We start from the raw sequence: 16924 nt of genomic DNA, 5'->3' as shown, positions 1-16924 counted from the left end.
AAAGATGCCCGGATACTCCGTTTGAAAAAGTGAAGTATCCGGGTCAGGATGTTATTCAATAATCACATAGCTTTGATCAAGTTCACGTAAAAAAGGAGATATACTCAACCTCTCTACATTCTGTTCTATAGGATTATACCATTGACTTGACGTTGTAATACATAAGTTTTTTCGTGCACGAGTAATTCCTACATAAAATAAGCGTCGTTCTTCATAAATAGAATTCTCTAGTCCTTTCCCTATTTTAGGAAAGTATTCATTAGCTACTCCTGCAATAATAACGTTATCAAATTCTAACCCTTTAACTTGATGAATTGTTCCAATAAACACTTCATTCTTGGCTAATTTTAATAAATTACTTATATCAAGCATATATTCATAATTTCTTATCAATGCTGTAGCAGATCCCTTTGATTCTTTCCACAAGAGTGAACGTATATTTCTATAAAAGTTCTTTTTATTTTTGAAATCACTCTCTTTACCTTCATAATTTTTTTCACACGCATAATCAAACACTTCTAAAATATCCTCTAAATCAAATAGTTTATCTAAAGTTTCATTAACAGTAACCGACTGCTTTCTATTGAAGAAGATTGATAAATCAACCTCCTTATATGGGATATCTCCGTGAGTTTCAATATACTCATCTATTTTTTGTACACTTCTCTCACCGATACCAGGTAGACGTATAACAAAACCTGCAAGCGAATATAAACTAGGGTTTTCTTTAAAAGTTAATGCTCCAATAACCCACTTTACAACTTTATCATTAGTTATCAAATTTTGTTTTAATCTATAATATTGAATATTGGCTTCCTCTAGGGTCTTTGAAATTCGAGAGATAATCTGACTACACATGTTTACTCTTTCTCTAAAAAGAACTGCACAATTACCTTCCCCTTCTGCAATCCACTGTAAAATCAAGCTTTTTATTCTTTTTACTTCTTCATCAATATCCTTGCTCAAGTACAATTTAACTTTTTCGCCATCACTATTGCTTGTATGCATCGGGGTTTTAGTATTTCTATTCACATTATTACTTATTAATGAGTTAGCAACTTGGACAATATTATTAGTAGATCTATAGTTATAAGAGAGATTAAATGTTTTAGCATCAAATACTTCGACAAACCTTTGAATATTCTGTTCTTCTGCTCCCCTAAATTCATAAATAACTTGATCTTCATCAGCTACAGATAGAACGTTAGACCCTTCCCCTATTAAAGAAAGAAGTTCAAATTGTACTTGATCAGTGTCCTGAAATTCGTCCACTAAAACGAAAGGATATGCGTTTTGGAATATTCTCCTTAACCATTCATTGTTTTTCAATAAATCAATACATTTTGATATTAAATCAGAATAGTCTATGTAGCCGTTATCAATTTTATATTTTATATAACTATCTAAAGCTTTCCCATACTCATCAGCGTGTTTTTGTACAAAGCGTTCTTTTTCTTCTTCTTCATAAATTGAAACGTATTTTTGATAGAATATATTAAATGAATAAGCTTCATAATCTTTCTCTAAACCCTTGATTATTGCTTTATACTCATCCTGTGGAATTAATACTAAAGGACTTGGCAATCCAATTAAAGGTCCATAAGTATTTAAAATCCTGTATCCTAGGCCATGATAGGTAAAGACTTCAACAAAACTTGTATCATCAATATCAGCCATCTCTATCCGTGTTTGTAATTCTAGAGAGGCTTTTTTATTAAATGTTAAAACTAATACTTTTTGACCGTAGGGGTCAAATCTTCTTTCCCGTTCAAATTTTTCAAGCTTACTAATTAATAATTTAGTTTTTCCTGCTCCGGGACCAGCTGAAACCATTGCCGAGGTCTCCCAGTCAATAATTTCTTGAATTTTCAAATCATTCATTGACCTTCTCCTCTTCCTGATTAAAACGACTCTTAGATATATCAATACAAGTTCTTATTACCCTAGCAAAATCTCCTGGGATAGCATCTCCACTTAAATTGGAGGCAACAACTTTGCCTGTAATTGCGGACTTTTCTTTTTTCAAAGTTTCTTTAATAGCAGCTCGAAACCATATCATTACATAAGACGGGTCTATATTTTCAATCTGATCTTTAACATGAGAAAGATCTTCTATATCAATATTTTCCTGTGATGATACCTGTCTTATAAAACTAGTGTCTTCTCCAAGATTTAGGACGTTATTTAATCTAATCAACTGTCCACAAAAAAGCTTTTTTATTTCTAGATCATCTAATATTCTTAACAAATTAATTATTGGAGCTTCTTTAGTTAGAACCCCTTCAAAATCGCCCCAACCTGGTTCCCTTGGAAGTTGAATTAATTCGTCAACCATTCCTTTTAAAGTCTCTATTTCGCCTTCATCCCTGTCTAATTCAGAGTTAGTTTGATCAGGGTCAAAATCTATCAAAGCTACCGTTGGTAATGAGAAATATTTTACAAGGCGATTAAACTCTTTTATTTTGGTTTTTCCTCCACAATTTAAGACGGTAACACCATATTTATCGAATGAAAAATCAGCATTTTCTATATCTAATTTATAAGATAACTCATTGAGAGACCCTTCTTCAGTTTCCCCCTCTACTAAACATACTACATTTGAAAAAAAAGCTTCCCCATTTATAGCATTCACTCTCTTACTAAACCATTCTAGCTCTTTTGGTGTAGCTTCTTGATCAAATTGGGATACTGTTGTACTTCCACTAAATGACTTTCTTAAAATAATGATATCCTTAGGGTTAGTATTCAGCATAAAAGAGGGAGAGTGTGTAGCTATAAGAATCTGGTTATCTACAGATAACTCCTTAAAATCCCTAGCCAATGCTCGCTGTGAATGAGGTGGAAGGAATAATTCTGGCTCTTCTAGTGCTAAAATCATATTCCCTTTTATTGCAGATGTTGCAAAGCTCTTGAAAATTGCAAGCACAATGGCATTTTGATACCCCAAGCCCTGTTTTGTAAGAGCTTCGAAATCGGACTTAAAAGCTTCAAATATGTATATTTCGAGATTATTTAAAAGTTTATCTGACTCTAAATTCAATAGATTAAAACGTATATTGCGCTTCTCTTCTCCCTCTCCTTTAACTGGATAATCTATAACATGTTTTGAATTTTTTTCTATTAATTCTGAAGCCTCCTTTAATTCATCCGAGAGTATATCTGAAGCTTCTTCTATTAACTTTTGAATGGATTCTTTGGCTTCATTACCGATATCTATAGTGTCTACCAAGCGAGAAAGAAAGGTATTTCTCCCCATCTTTAATTCAGTTCTATTGTCTCTTTGAGCTCCCCTATATATAAAAGGAAATAGTTTTCTTTGCTTTTCACTTAGACCGGTCTCATCATCTTCTCCTATTATAGAAAGATTCTTTGAAAAGCTCTCAGTTGATGTATCATATTGGCAAACATACTTCAAATGAACTTGTATCCCTTCCTCTTCAGGTTGTTGGGATGGTTCAAGTTCAACTCGTTTAAGATTAAATTTAAACTCACTTAATTGTGTCTCGCTTAAATAATCAAAAACCATATTTACTACTAATGGCTCGTCTAAATCTCTAAAGTCACTGGTTTCAAAATCGCTATAATATAGACTTCTAAAAGGATTTAAAATTTTGTCTAACAGAGAGAAAACACTAGTTTTTCCTGAATTATTTGCACCTACCATTACACCATAATTTGAAAAATTAAAAATCACATCTCTGAAAGTTCTGTAATTTTGAATACCTACGGACTTTAATCTCACAATCAATCCCTCCCTTTTTCCATTATATAGATGCCTATCCTCCTTTAAAAGATTTTATTATAAACAATAAAAAGTTACTTTTCACAGGTTATAGCAATTCAAATTTAAAAACCTCTCAAAAGTTCAGTGAACTTTTTGAGAGGTTTTTTGGACCAGACTTGTTTCACACATGAATCCAGTCAAAATCCAGTCAATATTCAATTATAGTGCTTCAAATCCTTATCTATCAAAGGGTTTGAGGACAGCTTACATCATGCCGCCCATTCCGCCCATGCCACCCATGTCAGGCATGCCGCCACCAGAACCTTCTTCATCAGGAAGATCAGCGACTACAGCTTCAGTCGTCAAGAACATAGCTGCTACGGAAGCTGCGTTTTGAAGTGCAGAACGAGTTACTTTTGTAGGGTCGACGATTCCTTGTTCAACCATGTTCACCCATTCGCCTGTTGCTGCGTTGAAGCCGATGCCGACTTGTTCGCCTTTCAGACGTTCGACAATGATGGATCCTTCTTGACCTGCATTGTGAACGATTTGACGGACTGGCTCTTCAAGGGCACGAAGTACGATGCTTGCACCAGTTGCTTCATCGTCCTTCAGACCAAGACCTTCAACAGAGGTGATGATGTTCACTAGAGCTGTACCACCACCAGCGACGATGCCTTCTTCTACCGCTGCTCGTGTAGAGTTCAAGGCGTCTTCGATGCGTAGTTTACGCTCTTTCAATTCTGTTTCTGTCGCTGCTCCGACTTTGATGACAGCTACGCCGCCAGAAAGCTTCGCAAGACGTTCTTGTAATTTTTCTTTGTCGAATTCAGAAGTGGATTCTTCTGCTTGGGCACGGATTTGAGCAACACGGGAAGAGATCTGCTCAGGACTTCCAGCGCCTTCGACGATTGTCGTGTTTTCTTTTGTGATGACTGCTTTAGACGCACGGCCTAGCTGGTCGATCGTTGTATTCTTCAATTCAAGTCCAAGATCTTCTGTGATTACTTGGGCACCTGTCATTGTTGCGATATCTTCCAGCATCGCTTTACGACGGTCACCGAATCCTGGAGCTTTGACAGATACTGCGTTGAATGTACCACGAAGTTTGTTCACAACAAGTGTTGCTAGTGCTTCGCCCTCAACGTCTTCAGAGATCAATAGAAGTGGTTTGGATTGTTGGACCACTTGTTCAAGTACAGGAAGAACTTCCTGGATGTTATTGATTTTCTTATCTGTAATCAAGATGTATGGGTCTTCAAGGGTCGCTTCCATCTTATCTTGGTCTGTCACCATGTATGGAGAAGCGTAACCACGGTCGAACTGCATACCTTCAACCACTTCTAGCTCAGTGTTGAATCCTTTAGATTCTTCGATGGTGATGACACCGTCATTCCCAACGCGTTCCATAGCTTCAGCAATCAGTTGACCTACTTCGTCATCACTGGCTGAGATGGAAGCAACCTGGGAGATGGACTCACGGCCTTCGATAGGCTTAGAAATTTTACGAAGCTCTTCAGTAGCTATGGCTGTCGCTTTTTCAATCCCGCGACGGATACCGACCGGGTTCGCACCAGATGTTACGTTTTTAAGACCTTCACGGATCATGGCTTGTGCAAGGACTGTTGCCGTTGTTGTCCCATCACCAGCGATTTCATTCGTCTTGGATGCAACTTCAGAAACGAGTTGTGCACCCATGTTTTCGAAGTGATCTTCGAGTTCGATCTCTTTAGCGATTGTCACACCATCATTAGTGATCAGTGGAGAACCGAATTTTTTATCTAGAACGACATTACGTCCTTTTGGTCCGAGTGTTACTTTTACAGCATCTGCTAACGTATCGACACCACGAAGCATTGAACGACGTGCGTCTTCACTAAATTTAATTTCTTTAGCCATTTAAAAATGCCCTCCTCATAAAAATCGTATCTCTAAGTATATTATTTTTATAGAAAAAATAACTACTGAATGACAGCTAGTACATCAGATTCGCGTAGAATCAAGTATTCGCTACCTTCATACTTCACTTCTGTTCCAGCGAATTTCGAATAGACGACGCGGTCACCTTGAGCAACTTCCAATGCAACTTTCTCACCGTTATCTGTGATACGGCCAGAACCGACTGCAACAACTTTACCTTCTAGCGGTTTTTCTTTTGCAGAGTCAGGAAGTACAATTCCGCTCGCAGTAGTTTGATCTTCTTCAATAAGTTCAATAACAATACGATCACCAAGTGGCTTTAACAATTAGGACACCCTCCTTGATAAGGTTGATTTCAATTTTTGTCGGTTATTAGCACTCGTCGATAGTGAGTGCTAACACAATTATTATCATAATCAATTCGCTTTCATTTTTCAAGTAGAAACTATCGATTTTTCATACTTCTTTTTCGACAAAATTCGCACGATAACCCTTATTCCTTACGTGTGGTTTTGAAACTGTGATAGAATACATAAAGTATGTATATTGAGGTCATTGTAAGGTCATTGCACCTTGTCCGATAAACTGCAATTCAGAAGGAGTCGTGCATCTATGCCAAAACGCTATTGGTATATCATCCTGGCCTATGTCATCACTCAGCTTTCTGCTCTAGTCGGGGCGCCATTATTAGTCGCTTCCGGGATGAGTAGATTTGATGCGATTGCTGTCTGGTCAGTCTTGAGTTTCACCATTGCTACCATCATCATTCTTGTCATTCTCAAACCGGATATGAAAGAAGAAATGGTCCGCAGTGATAAAGCAGGCCCGGGAAAGATCATTCTCTGGTCGATCGCCGGAGTATTTCTTGCATTGTTCGCACAAGCGATTGCCGCTACCATCGAGTCTGAGCTATTCGGTATTCCCCCAGGATCTGAGAACACGATGGGGCTGATGGAAATCGCACGTGAATCACCATTGTTCATTTTGCTCCCTGTGATATTCGCTCCGATTACCGAAGAAATCATTTTCCGTAAAATCATTTTCGGATCGATTTACAAACGGACCAATTTCTGGCTGGCGGTACTCGTGTCCGCTCTCGTGTTCGGTGCATTCCATTTCGATTTCAAGCACATGTTAGTCTACTTCTCCATGGGAGTCGTATTCGCCTTCCTATATGTCAAAACAAAACGAATTATTACACCAATCGTGGCTCACATGGCGATGAACTCGTTTGTTGTCGCATCACAGTATTTTCTTACTGAAGAGGATATCCGCCGGATGCAGGAACAACTGGAGACCATCTTTATTGGAGGCTTTTTATAATTATGAGAACTTCACCATTATTCATGGCTTTTCTCTATCTCTCGATGGGCGTCGCTTTTACGTTTATCGCAGCTCAGGCAGCTGAAGAATCCGTTTGGAACACGACGACTGTCATCTTAGCGATTGTCGCTACGTTCAATATCGCCGTAGCGATCCGCTTGTACAATCTCCACAATAAACTTAAACAATCACAGAAAAAATAACATCACAAAAGCAGGCTCCTTAGTGGATGCCTGCTTTTTCTATGCCTTATTATCTGAAGCATCTTCATCATCCTGTACCCCTTTTAAAATGAAGGAGAAAGGAATCGCGATGATCAAAACGATGGCGGAAACGAGAAACGCTTCATTCAATGTCTGTAATGTAGCCGCCTGCATATCGATATCAGGGCTTGCTGATACTTGCGCTCGTCTCACTTCATAATAAATCGAGAAAAAGACGATTCCCAGTGAAGAAGAAATTTGTCTGAGGATGTTATTCATCGCTGATCCCTGGGCGACTAAATCCTCTGGAATACTGTTCATTCCGGAAGTCGTCGCAGGCATATTGCCCATCCCCATGCCCAGGCCTCGGACAGTATTCAATAGAAGAATGAGCCAATATGGTGTAGACAATTGTAAAAAGCTCAACCCCAGAGTGGCGAGCGCCATGATCGTCAGTCCTGGTGGTACCACATATTTCGGCCCTTTTTTATCCAGGAGTCTTCCCCCGATGGACATGAATACCCCACTGGCTGCCGCTGCCGGTAAGAACAACAACCCTGTCATGACTTCATTCAAACCATACACATTTTGAATCAATAACGGCAATAGGAAAATTCCTGAAAACAAACCAATCGATGCGGCTGAAGTCACAAGAATCGACACCGAATAAGTAGGCACTTTGAACACAGAAAGATTAAGTAGTGGGTCCTCTTGTCTATTTTCATAAAATACAAAAAGGACGACCGCAATCAGACCACTGATGATCAACATGATGTTCAATGGATCAAGCAGTGTATCAAGTGTCCTGCCTCGTCCTAACGCAAAGAGCACCGCTCCGATACCAGATGTAATAATGAGAAAGCCGATGAAATCGAATCGTTTCTCCGGATTGGTTTCTGTTCGTTCTAAGAATTTCGATGATAAAATCAAACCCGTCAACCCGAATGGAATATTGAACGCAAACAGCCACGGCCACTCTAAATATTGGATGAGAAAGCCCCCGACTGTAGGGCCGATCGCAGGGGCGACCATTGCGGCCACCCCATACACACCCACAGCCAAGCCCCTTTCATGACGTGGGAAAGAGTTAAAGATAAGTGCCATTGCGATGGGCATCATTAAACCGCCAGCCATGCCCTGGATGGCTCTTGAAAGAATGACCATCCCAAGTGTTGAAGAAAAGAACCCTATAGAAGACCCGATAAGGAAGATACATAGTCCTGTCAGGTAGACTTTCTTCTTCCCGAACCGGTCTCCGAAATAGCCTGTGAGCGGCATCGTCATCCCCATTGATACCATAAAAATAGTGAGGATCCAGCCGACCGCTACAGCATCCGACTCGAAAATTTCAATAAAACGAGGCAGGATCGGATTTAACATGCTATTATTCAGAATGACAGTGAAGGTTCCGAATAAGACAGAAACGACGACCAGCCATTTATGAGGTAATTTGCTCAATGTAGTCCCCTCCCCTTATTTCGATACACGAACTATTATCCACTATACCACGCATGCCTATCCGTTAACCCACGTGCACTCTTTTTCACACAATTGAACTGGAAATCACTCCACAAAAAAAGGACGACCTTGTTGGTCATCCCCTCTTATTATTCTTCTGCACTTCCATCTTCATTCAAAGGATAATGTTTTAAAAAGTAAACGAGTGCCTGTAATTCGATAGCAAGATCGATATGGTGGACACGAACTTGAGTGGGCACACTAATCCTCGCCGGCGTGAAGTTCAGAATACCTGAAACTCCCGCTTTGACAAGTCGATCAGCAATGCCCTGCGCGGCAGAGGCCGGTACGGTCAAGATTGCCACAGACAAGTCGCTGATCTTTTCTTCAAGATCATCGATATGATGGACACGGACGCCACCGACTTCACTGCCAATGCGCTCCTCACTAGCGTCAAAAGCCATTTCGATTTTTGTATTATTGTTTTTTGTAAAATTATAATTCAAGAAAGCTGTTCCTAAGTTACCGACCCCGATCAAAGCGACCCTTGTCGTTTCGTCCTGATCAAGAGTTTTACGGAAAAATGACAGCAAATATTCTACATTGTATCCATACCCTTTTTTGCCCAGGGCACCGAAATATGAAAAGTCGCGGCGGATCGTAGCTGAATCGACCTTTACCGCATCACTTAATTCTTTTGATGAAACGCGCATTTTCCCCTGGCTGTGTAAATTGTTTAAAAAACGATAATAAAGCGGTAAACGCTTCGCTGTCGCCTGAGGGATCTTCGCCTGTTCCATATCCATAGCATCTGACTCCTTTACCGGTCTATTCTTCGATAATCTCCGTTTTTACCCCCTGTTTTCTCATCCAGGTAAGTCGGACCAATCACCATTCCTTTATCAATGGCTTTACACATATCATAAACCGTCAAGGCAGTGGCTGAAGCCGCCGTTAGCGCTTCCATTTCCACGCCTGTACTACCCTTCGTCTTAACAGAGACTTCAATTAAAAGCATGGGGGTTGAACCGATCTCCCAATCAAAGGATACATCGATTCCTTTCAATGACAACGGGTGACACATCGGTATCCAATCTGATGTCTTTTTCGCAGCCATGATTCCAGCTACTTGGGCGACAGAAAGGACATCTCCCTTCTCCATTTGCTGGGTGGTGATTTTATCGTAGATTTCATTATTTACTTCTACACTTGTTTTCGCTACCGCCGTCCGTACTGTATCTTTCTTCTCAGAGATATCTACCATACGAGCACGGCCCTGGTCATTGAAATGACTGAATTCCGCCATTCACACCTACCCCTTTTGTGAAAAATGGTTACGGTACTCATTGAAACACTACTCTTATTCTACCAAAAAATCAAACAGAAGTCGTTAAAGATTTCACAAACTCCAACGCATTCTGTTGCGAGTCAGCTGCAGGATAAGATACACTTATTCTATTGAGGTGAAACGACATGATTCTCATGCAATTGAATCAATTGACGAAGCGTTTTGGTGCAGAAACCATTTTATCGAATATTAAATTAGAAGTACAAATGAATGACCGGATCGCTATCGTCGGACGAAACGGCGCAGGAAAATCAACCTTGCTAAAAATGATGGCTGGAGATATGAGCCACGATGAAGGGAATATTTTCAAGCCGAAAGAAACGACTATAGGCTATTTGGCACAGAATACAGGTCTGCAATCGGATGAATCGATTTGGAATGAGATGGAGAAAGTTTTCACTCATTTGAAAGATCTTGAAAAAGAATTGCGTTCGATGGAGATGCAGATGGCAGAACCGGCATTAATCGAAGATCAAAGTCGATACCAACAGCTGTTGGCCGATTATGACCGTAAGCAGGAATACTTCAAAAGTGCCGGCGGCTATCAATATGAAGCTGATATCAAATCCGTCCTGAACGGTTTGAACTTCCATAACTTTAATTGGGATACACCGATCACTTCATTAAGCGGTGGACAGAAAACCCGGCTGGCCCTTGGAAAACTGCTGTTAACCAGCCCTGATGTCCTGATCTTGGACGAACCGACCAACCACTTGGATATCGACACCCTCGGGTGGCTAGAGGGGTACTTACAAGGATATCAAGGGGCCGTGGTCATTGTCTCCCACGACCGTTACTTTTTAGACAAGATTGTGAACACTGTCTACGAAATCGCTTTCCAATCATCGAAGAAATATCATGGAAATTACAGTGACTATTTGAAGAAAAAAGAAGCCGATTATGAGCAGGAGCTGAAACGGTTTGAGAAGCAGCAAGTAGAGATCAAGCGGATGGAGGACTTTATCCAAAAGAATATCGTCCGGGCTACAACAAGTAAAAGAGCGCAGAGCAGGCGTAAACAATTGGAGAAAATGGACAAACTTGAAAAGCCGAAAGACGATAACCAGTCCGCGAAATTCAGCTTCCAAATGGCAAAAAAAAGCGGGAACGATGTTCTCAAGTTAAGGGACTTAGCCTTCCGCTATGACGACAGCTCTTCTTATTTGTTCGATCACCTTTCCCTCGATTTGAACCGCGGAGACTCTGTTGCGCTTGTCGGTCCTAACGGTGTTGGTAAAACGACATTACTCAAAACGATTATAGGGGACCTGGAAGCTTCTAAAGGAGAAAAGATGATTGGTACTAATGTGCAAATCGGTTATTATGACCAAGAACAAACGAAATTGAACTCAAAGAAAACGGTTTTGAATGAATTATGGGATGAGTACCCGATGAAGAATGAAAAGGATATTCGAACTATACTCGGTAATTTCCTTTTTTCCGGTGAGGATGTTCTGAAGCCGGTTACTGCTCTTAGTGGCGGGGAAAAGGCACGTCTCTCCCTAGCTAAATTGATGATGCAGGAAGCGAACTTTTTGATTTTAGACGAGCCGACCAACCACTTGGATTTGGACAGTAAAGAAGTGTTAGAAGCTGCTCTAGTCGATTATCCTGGAACGCTTTTATTCGTTTCCCACGACCGTTACTTTATCAACAAAATCGCTACTCAAATCGTAGAAATGAATCCTGAAGAAACACGGCTCTTCCTCGGAGATTACGACTACTATGTAGATAAGAAGCAAGAAGAATACGAGCTTCATCAAATCGAAGAAGCCGAACGCCTTCAAAACGAACCAAACAAACAGGAACCACAAGCGAAAAATAGTTTTGAAGAAGATAAAGCCGTGAAACGGGAGGAACGAAAGAAAAACCGTCGCATTGTTGAAATTGAAGAAGAAATCGAACAGCTTGAGATGAAGCTGGAAGAAAATGAAGAACTTCTCTGTGACCCCGAGATCTATCAAGACCATGAAAGATCCCTGGAACTCACCGAAGATAACGCAGAAAAGCAGAAACAATTAGAAACCCTCATGGAAGAATGGGAAACCCTCCATGAGTAATGGTAGTTACTGACACCTCAGGTCATCCAATATCTGGATGACCTGAGGTGTCAGTTTTTTACATGTATAGACGTGTATGAATGGATGTTCATTATCCACACACTTTTCAACACTTGAACACTGATAATTACAGTTTTCAACAGGGTTATGCACATTATCCACAGATAAAAAGCAATTTATCCACAATTTTGGTAGCGATTTCTTTACTATTCCTATCCATCCACGAACATTTTATCCTCTGTATGTTTATGCACCTGTGGATAATAAAAATGATAAAATTTGCAAACTTATCCACATCCTCCTGCACAAAAAGGAAAAGCTCTCCTTGAAAAAGGAGAGCTTTACGTTTATTGTTTTCTATCACCATACAATTCTAAATCTAAGCCTGGGTTCGCATTCAACTCCCAGCCGGAACGATGACCTTGATTGTATGCAACAGCGCCCGCTGCTGCAATCATGGCTGCATTGTCTGTGCATAAGTGCAGGGGAGGAATAAGCAATTCCGTTTCACTGGATTTGAACTTCTCATGAAGAGCTGCCCGAAGTCCCTTGTTAGCTGCAACTCCCCCCGCTACAATCATTTGTTTGACCCCATATTCCTCTGCTGCTCGGAATGCTTTTGTGGATAACACTTCAACAACACTTGCTTGGAAGCTTGCCGCTACATCCTCAGGTTTCAAGAACTCATCCTTTTGCTTCGCTTTGTGAAGTCTGTTAATTACAGCAGACTTCAGACCACTAAAACTAAAATCATAAGACCCATCTTCAAGCCATGCTCTTGGAAAATCAATCGTCTCTTCCCCATCTTGAGCTAACTGGTCGATCTGCGGCCCTCCTGGGTATGGGAGTTTAAGTGTTCTTGCCACTTTGTCGTATGCTTCCCCTGCTGCATCATCCCTTGTCTCTCCAATGATTTCGAACGAGCCGTGCTCCCTCATTAAAACAAGCTCTGTATGACCACCAGACACTACTAACGCTAACAATGGAAATTCGAATTCTTTTTCCAAACGATTCGCATAGATATGCCCGGCAATATGATGAACCCCTACAAGCGGTTTTTGTTTAGCAAAAGCAATAGCCTTGGCTGCATTCACACCTACAAGCAAGGCACCGACGAGTCCAGGTCCCTCTGTTACTGTTATCGCGTCCATATCATCAATCGTCAGACCGGACTCTTGCAATGCTTCTTCCAAAGTGATGGTCATTTGTTCAATATGATGCCTTGAAGCGATCTCTGGTACAACCCCTCCGAAACGTTTATGGCTTTCAATTTGAGAAGCTACGATGTTTGTCACTAATTCTGTTTCATTTCTTACAATCGCGACAGCCGTTTCATCACAGCTCGTCTCGATGGCCAAAATATATTGGTCTTTACTCATTTTAATCCCACCCACATCACTAACGCATCTTCACCATTGTCCGAGTAATACCTTTTACGGATACCCCCAGGTACCAGACCGAACTTCCGGTACATATGCTGCGCGGCTGTATTTGATACTCTAACTTCAAGCGATAACTGAATGGCTCCATGTTCAATCGCTTTCTTACAAGTATGCTGGAACAACCGTTCACCGTATTTATGTCCCCTATGATCAGGATGTATCGCGATATTGGTGATGTTGGCTTCGTCTATGATCAGCCAAAGACCACAATATCCAATGATCTCTCCATCTTTTTCTATCACATAATAGAAAGCATAAGGGTTATCATCCACTTCTTTCCGAAACGTCTCCACCGTCCAAGGAACTGCGAAGGAGGCTCTTTCCACCACCATCACGGCGCCCACATCCTCTTGTGTCATCCTTCTGATCAGAGTCATGTTACTGCTTCTCCTGCTGCTCCAACCATTTCGCTTCAGCTTCTGGTAACCTTAAGTAGTTCGGCACCAGTGCATGAAGCGAACCTGGATCTCTTTCCTTTGCTGCAGCTGCTATGATAGACGGCCTGGCGAATTGATATGGGGCTGATGGAAACACAGCTTGATCACCGAGCATCTCACGAATTTTTTCCTTATGGACAGAAAGATCCTGGCTTAGAAATAAAATCGGCTGCTCTGACTCTTTCAAGCTTTCCAACCATTCTTCCATAAGAATATTGGTTTCTTCCCGTAACACATCCATATCCTTATTATAGAGTCCAGTGTAAACTAGTCCTCTCCGCGCATCAAAAAAAGGACAGACATAGCCATCGAAAAAAACACCTTGTCTTGCCACAGCTTCCAAACTCGAAACCCCCACAACAGGAATTCCTAGCGTCCAAGCCATCGTCTTTGCTGTCGTTAGTCCGATCCGTAACCCCGTATATGAACCTGGTCCATGCGCAACCGCAATCCGATCCAACTCTTCCGGCTTAGTACCAGTCTCTCTCATCACATGATCGATTGCCGGCATCAAACGGATCGAGTGGTTCTTTTTAATATTCGTCACAAACTCCGCGGCAACTGTTTCTTCTTTAAGAACAGCTACTCCCATCACATAATTCGATGTGTCGATCGCCAGTATATTCATACGATTATCTCCTTACATATCTCTTCAAAATGCTCAGATCTCGATTGAAGGGTCAGTAGTCGAGTAGAATCATCCTTATAGTTGATGGTTATATCGAGACGTTCTGCAGGTAAGAATTCTTTAATGAACTGCGCCCACTCAACGACCGTCACACCACTGCCTTCAAAATACTCTTCAAATCCTAAGTCCTCATCACTATCCTCTAAGCGATACACATCCATATGATAAAAAGGGAAACGCCCCTGGTATTCTTTCATGATCGTGAAAGTAGGGCTGTTTATAGTTCTTTTAACACCAAGCCCTTTTCCCAGCCCTTTTGTGAACGTAGTTTTCCCTGCTCCCAGATCTCCCTCTAAAGTGAGAAGGTCTCCTGGTTGAAGACGTTCCCCAAGCTTTTCTGCAAAAGCCTTTGTCTCATCGCTTGAAAAACTCTTCCATTCATAAATAGCCATCCGCTCACCCTTTTCCCTTCAAATGTGTATAACCTGATTTCTTCAATATTGCTATTTGATCGCTTTCTTTAATAAAAACTCGAGGAGAGTCACCACTTACTTCGTCAACATCCCCTATCTTCGTAATCTGAATACCAGCAGCTTCCGCATTTTCCTGAACCAGTGTCCAATCACTTAAAGGTACAGCGCCCAGCAGCTCGAAATCTTCACCCCCGGACAACATCCAATCCTGATATTGATCAGGAAACGTATTCTTCAATTCAGAAGAAAAAGGGACCATATCCTTAGCAATGTGAATGTCCACACCAGAGGATTCAGCAATCTCGTTCGCTTCGTTTGCGATGCCATCACTCACATCATTCAATGCCACTCTTTGGAGTGCTGATAAACTCTCTGCGAATGAGACTCTTGGCCATGGCTTTCTATGCCGATCGATTAAAAAGGCTTGGTCAGAAGATGAATTATTTTTCTCATTTAAAAGCCATTCTAAACCTCCGCGAGAATCACCTAGAGTTCCCGTTACAAATAAAACATCTCCCGGAACCGCAGCTGAGCGATATCTCGCTTTCCCTTTAGCTACCATCCCCATCACCGTGACCGTGACTGAGAGCTCTCTCCCTGAAACCGTATCTCCACCAATGAGGTCCATACGATATAGGGCAGCAAGATCATCCATCCCAGCATACAGCTCGATCAACTCTTCCTCAGACCAGTCTGACGGAATCGTAATTGATACCATATAATAGGCTGGTATACTCCCCATCGCGGCTAAATCACTCAAGTTTGCAGCCAAGACACGATGACCAATGTGATGAGGCTGCATTGTTTTCCTGGAGAAATGGACGTCTTCCACCATTGTATCTACAGCGGTGACCACATCTCCCCCGGAAGGTCGAATAACAGCCGCATCATCACTGATCCCTTTAATGAGAGAAGACTGTTTATAATAAGCAGGCTGGACTGAACGTATAAACGAAAACTCATCCATATCTATTTCCCTTTCCGTATAAAATCAATTATTACTATTATACCAATAGGAGACAGATTTAAAAAATCATCAAAAGTCTAAATCCACTCGCGCCTGCCCCATTCTTAGACAAAAATAAAAACCTTAGGAAGGTATCCTAAGGTTGAAAGTTCAAATTTAAGTAGTGGCGGTCCGGACGGGACTCGAACCCGCGACCTCCTGCGTGACAGGCAGGCATTCTAACCAACTGAACTACCGGACCATTTAAATTAACGATCTATATTATGTATTTACAAATAAATTGGTTGCGGGGGCAGGATTTGAACCTGCGACCTCCGGGTTATGAGCCCGACGAGCTGCCAGACTGCTCTACCCCGCGATAATGTGGGAATTTGTTATTATAGTTCCCATAAGATTAAATTGTGACTGATCATCGTGTTTCATGAAAATTTTGTGGAGGTTATGTTCATCCTCAAATGAGATGAAATTGGTTGCGGGGGCAGGATTTGAACCTGCGACCTCCGGGTTATGAGCCCGACGAGCTGCCAGACTGCTCTACCCCGCGATAATGTGGGAATTGTTATTATAGTTCCCATAAGATTGAATTGTGACTGTTCGTCACGTTGCAAGGAAATTAATTGAAACTTAAAATATGATCAATGTGGCGGCGTCCTACTCTCACGGGGATCGACCCGACTACCATCGGCGCTGAAGAGCTTAACTGCTGTGTTCGGCATGGGAACAGGTGTGACCTCTTCGCCTTCACCACCACATCAATATAAAGTTTGAGGTGAACCCTCAAAACTGGATAAGGAAACATCATCATCGAACGTACCCTCGACTTTTCACGAACGAAATATCTATAGATAAGTCATCGATCCATTAGTATCCGTCAGCTCCACGTGTCACCACGCTTCCACCTCGGACCTATCAACCTCATCGTCTCTGAGGGATCTTATTTG

At 41.4% G+C, this 16924-nt stretch carries 15 protein-coding genes, 3 tRNA genes and 2 rRNA genes; 3 read left to right on the top strand and 17 right to left on the bottom strand.

The genetic code is table 11. The features are described from left to right. Positions 1 to 51: 51 nt before the first annotated feature. The 4 genes from ACTWPX_RS06595 to groES form a co-directional block, all read right to left on the bottom strand. A complete protein-coding gene (locus ACTWPX_RS06595; protein WP_443119020.1) occupies positions 52 to 1881 on the bottom strand; it encodes an ATP-dependent helicase in 1830 nt (609 codons plus the stop codon). Next, entirely contained in the window at positions 1874 to 3742 is a 1869-nt protein-coding gene (locus tag ACTWPX_RS06590) for an ATP-dependent nuclease (protein WP_443119019.1), read from the bottom strand. The genes ACTWPX_RS06595 and ACTWPX_RS06590 overlap by 8 nt, the downstream gene beginning before the upstream one ends. A 246-nt stretch (positions 3743 to 3988) precedes the next feature. After that, on the bottom strand, positions 3989 to 5623 hold the full coding sequence (gene groL, locus ACTWPX_RS06585) for a chaperonin GroEL (protein ID WP_443119018.1): 1635 nt from the start codon (positions 5621 to 5623) through the stop codon (positions 3989 to 3991). Positions 5624 to 5685: 62 nt separating this feature from the next. Further along, on the bottom strand, positions 5686 to 5970 hold the full coding sequence (gene groES, locus ACTWPX_RS06580; RefSeq protein ID WP_128524712.1) for a co-chaperone GroES: 285 nt from the start codon (positions 5968 to 5970) through the stop codon (positions 5686 to 5688). Between the two features lie 286 nt (positions 5971 to 6256). Here groES and ACTWPX_RS06575 point away from each other — a divergent pair, with 286 nt between their 5' ends. Both ACTWPX_RS06575 and ACTWPX_RS06570 read left to right on the top strand, forming a co-directional pair. Further along, complete coding sequence (locus tag ACTWPX_RS06575; protein WP_443119017.1) at positions 6257 to 6967, top strand: lysostaphin resistance A-like protein; 711 nt, start codon at positions 6257 to 6259, stop codon at positions 6965 to 6967. A 2-nt stretch (positions 6968 to 6969) separates the two neighbouring features. Beyond that, positions 6970 to 7170: a YdiK family protein gene (locus tag ACTWPX_RS06570; RefSeq protein WP_128524714.1), complete on the top strand. Its 201-nt coding sequence runs from the start codon at positions 6970 to 6972 to the stop codon at positions 7168 to 7170. A gap of 39 nt (positions 7171 to 7209) precedes the next feature. Here the strand turns inward: ACTWPX_RS06570 and ACTWPX_RS06565 are convergent, their stop codons facing one another. The 3 genes from ACTWPX_RS06565 to moaC all read right to left on the bottom strand — a co-directional run bounded on the left by ACTWPX_RS06565 (position 7210) and on the right by moaC (position 9934). Next, positions 7210 to 8628 (bottom strand): MDR family MFS transporter, encoded by a 1419-nt coding sequence (locus ACTWPX_RS06565; RefSeq protein ID WP_443119016.1) that lies wholly within the window; start codon positions 8626 to 8628, stop codon positions 7210 to 7212. Positions 8629 to 8777: 149 nt separating this feature from the next. After that, positions 8778 to 9434 (bottom strand): redox-sensing transcriptional repressor Rex, encoded by a 657-nt coding sequence (locus ACTWPX_RS06560; protein WP_128524716.1) that lies wholly within the window; start codon positions 9432 to 9434, stop codon positions 8778 to 8780. 14 nt (positions 9435 to 9448) lie between these two features. Further along, a complete protein-coding gene (gene moaC, locus ACTWPX_RS06555) occupies positions 9449 to 9934 on the bottom strand; it encodes a cyclic pyranopterin monophosphate synthase MoaC (RefSeq protein ID WP_443119015.1) in 486 nt (161 codons plus the stop codon). Between the two features lie 167 nt (positions 9935 to 10101). Here moaC and ACTWPX_RS06550 point away from each other — a divergent pair, with 167 nt between their 5' ends. Then, positions 10102 to 12036, top strand: a complete 1935-nt coding sequence (locus ACTWPX_RS06550; RefSeq protein ID WP_443119014.1) for an ABC-F family ATP-binding cassette domain-containing protein — start codon at positions 10102 to 10104, stop codon at positions 12034 to 12036. Positions 12037 to 12383: 347 nt separating this feature from the next. Here the strand turns inward: ACTWPX_RS06550 and tsaD are convergent, their stop codons facing one another. The 10 genes from tsaD to ACTWPX_RS06500 all read right to left on the bottom strand — a co-directional run. Then, complete coding sequence (gene tsaD, locus ACTWPX_RS06545) at positions 12384 to 13415, bottom strand: tRNA (adenosine(37)-N6)-threonylcarbamoyltransferase complex transferase subunit TsaD (protein ID WP_443119013.1); 1032 nt, start codon at positions 13413 to 13415, stop codon at positions 12384 to 12386. Then, positions 13412 to 13855, bottom strand: coding sequence for a ribosomal protein S18-alanine N-acetyltransferase (gene rimI, locus ACTWPX_RS06540; protein ID WP_443119012.1), 444 nt, complete (start codon positions 13853 to 13855; stop codon positions 13412 to 13414). The genes tsaD and rimI overlap by 4 nt, the downstream gene beginning before the upstream one ends. Before the next feature lies 1 nt (position 13856). Beyond that, positions 13857 to 14543 (bottom strand): tRNA (adenosine(37)-N6)-threonylcarbamoyltransferase complex dimerization subunit type 1 TsaB, encoded by a 687-nt coding sequence (tsaB, locus tag ACTWPX_RS06535; protein ID WP_443119011.1) that lies wholly within the window; start codon positions 14541 to 14543, stop codon positions 13857 to 13859. Then, positions 14540 to 14995, bottom strand: a complete 456-nt coding sequence (gene tsaE / locus ACTWPX_RS06530; RefSeq protein WP_443119010.1) for a tRNA (adenosine(37)-N6)-threonylcarbamoyltransferase complex ATPase subunit type 1 TsaE — start codon at positions 14993 to 14995, stop codon at positions 14540 to 14542. Before tsaE ends, tsaB begins: the two co-directional genes overlap by 4 nt. Before the next feature lie 4 nt (positions 14996 to 14999). Continuing rightward, on the bottom strand, positions 15000 to 15983 hold the full coding sequence (thiL, locus tag ACTWPX_RS06525) for a thiamine-phosphate kinase (RefSeq protein WP_443119009.1): 984 nt from the start codon (positions 15981 to 15983) through the stop codon (positions 15000 to 15002). A gap of 164 nt (positions 15984 to 16147) precedes the next feature. Beyond that, positions 16148 to 16224: transfer RNA gene (locus ACTWPX_RS06520), tRNA-Asp, on the bottom strand. Positions 16225 to 16264: 40 nt separating this feature from the next. After that, positions 16265 to 16341 (bottom strand) — tRNA-Met (locus ACTWPX_RS06515). A gap of 109 nt (positions 16342 to 16450) precedes the next feature. Continuing rightward, positions 16451 to 16527, bottom strand: a tRNA-Met gene (locus tag ACTWPX_RS06510). A gap of 94 nt (positions 16528 to 16621) precedes the next feature. Further along, positions 16622 to 16735 (bottom strand): 5S ribosomal RNA (gene rrf / locus ACTWPX_RS06505). Positions 16736 to 16824: 89 nt separating this feature from the next. Next, a 23S ribosomal RNA gene (locus ACTWPX_RS06500) occupies positions 16825 to 16924 on the bottom strand; the annotation flags it as partial.

Source organism: Halobacillus sp. H74 (genome assembly GCF_052246715.1).
In the GTDB taxonomy this organism is placed as follows: Bacteria; Bacillota; Bacilli; order Bacillales; family Halobacillaceae; genus Halobacillus; species Halobacillus litoralis_A.
This window is presented reverse-complemented; position numbering and strand designations above follow the sequence as displayed.

Coding starts and splice junctions, on each gene's coding strand:
- ACTWPX_RS06595 (WP_443119020.1), bottom strand. CDS start 1,881: ATGAATGATTTGAAAATTCAAGAAATTATTGACTGGGAGACCTCGGCA.
- ACTWPX_RS06570 (WP_128524714.1), top strand. CDS start 6,970: ATGAGAACTTCACCATTATTCATGGCTTTTCTCTATCTCTCGATGGGC.
- ACTWPX_RS06560 (WP_128524716.1), bottom strand. CDS start 9,434: ATGGATATGGAACAGGCGAAGATCCCTCAGGCGACAGCGAAGCGTTTA.
- tsaD (WP_443119013.1), bottom strand. CDS start 13,415: ATGAGTAAAGACCAATATATTTTGGCCATCGAGACGAGCTGTGATGAA.
- ACTWPX_RS06575 (WP_443119017.1), top strand. CDS start 6,257: ATGCCAAAACGCTATTGGTATATCATCCTGGCCTATGTCATCACTCAG.
- ACTWPX_RS06550 (WP_443119014.1), top strand. CDS start 10,102: ATGATTCTCATGCAATTGAATCAATTGACGAAGCGTTTTGGTGCAGAA.
- tsaB (WP_443119011.1), bottom strand. CDS start 14,543: ATGAATATACTGGCGATCGACACATCGAATTATGTGATGGGAGTAGCT.
- thiL (WP_443119009.1), bottom strand. CDS start 15,983: ATGGATGAGTTTTCGTTTATACGTTCAGTCCAGCCTGCTTATTATAAA.
- groL (WP_443119018.1), bottom strand. CDS start 5,623: ATGGCTAAAGAAATTAAATTTAGTGAAGACGCACGTCGTTCAATGCTT.
- rimI (WP_443119012.1), bottom strand. CDS start 13,855: ATGACTCTGATCAGAAGGATGACACAAGAGGATGTGGGCGCCGTGATG.
- moaC (WP_443119015.1), bottom strand. CDS start 9,934: ATGGCGGAATTCAGTCATTTCAATGACCAGGGCCGTGCTCGTATGGTA.
- tsaE (WP_443119010.1), bottom strand. CDS start 14,995: ATGGCTATTTATGAATGGAAGAGTTTTTCAAGCGATGAGACAAAGGCT.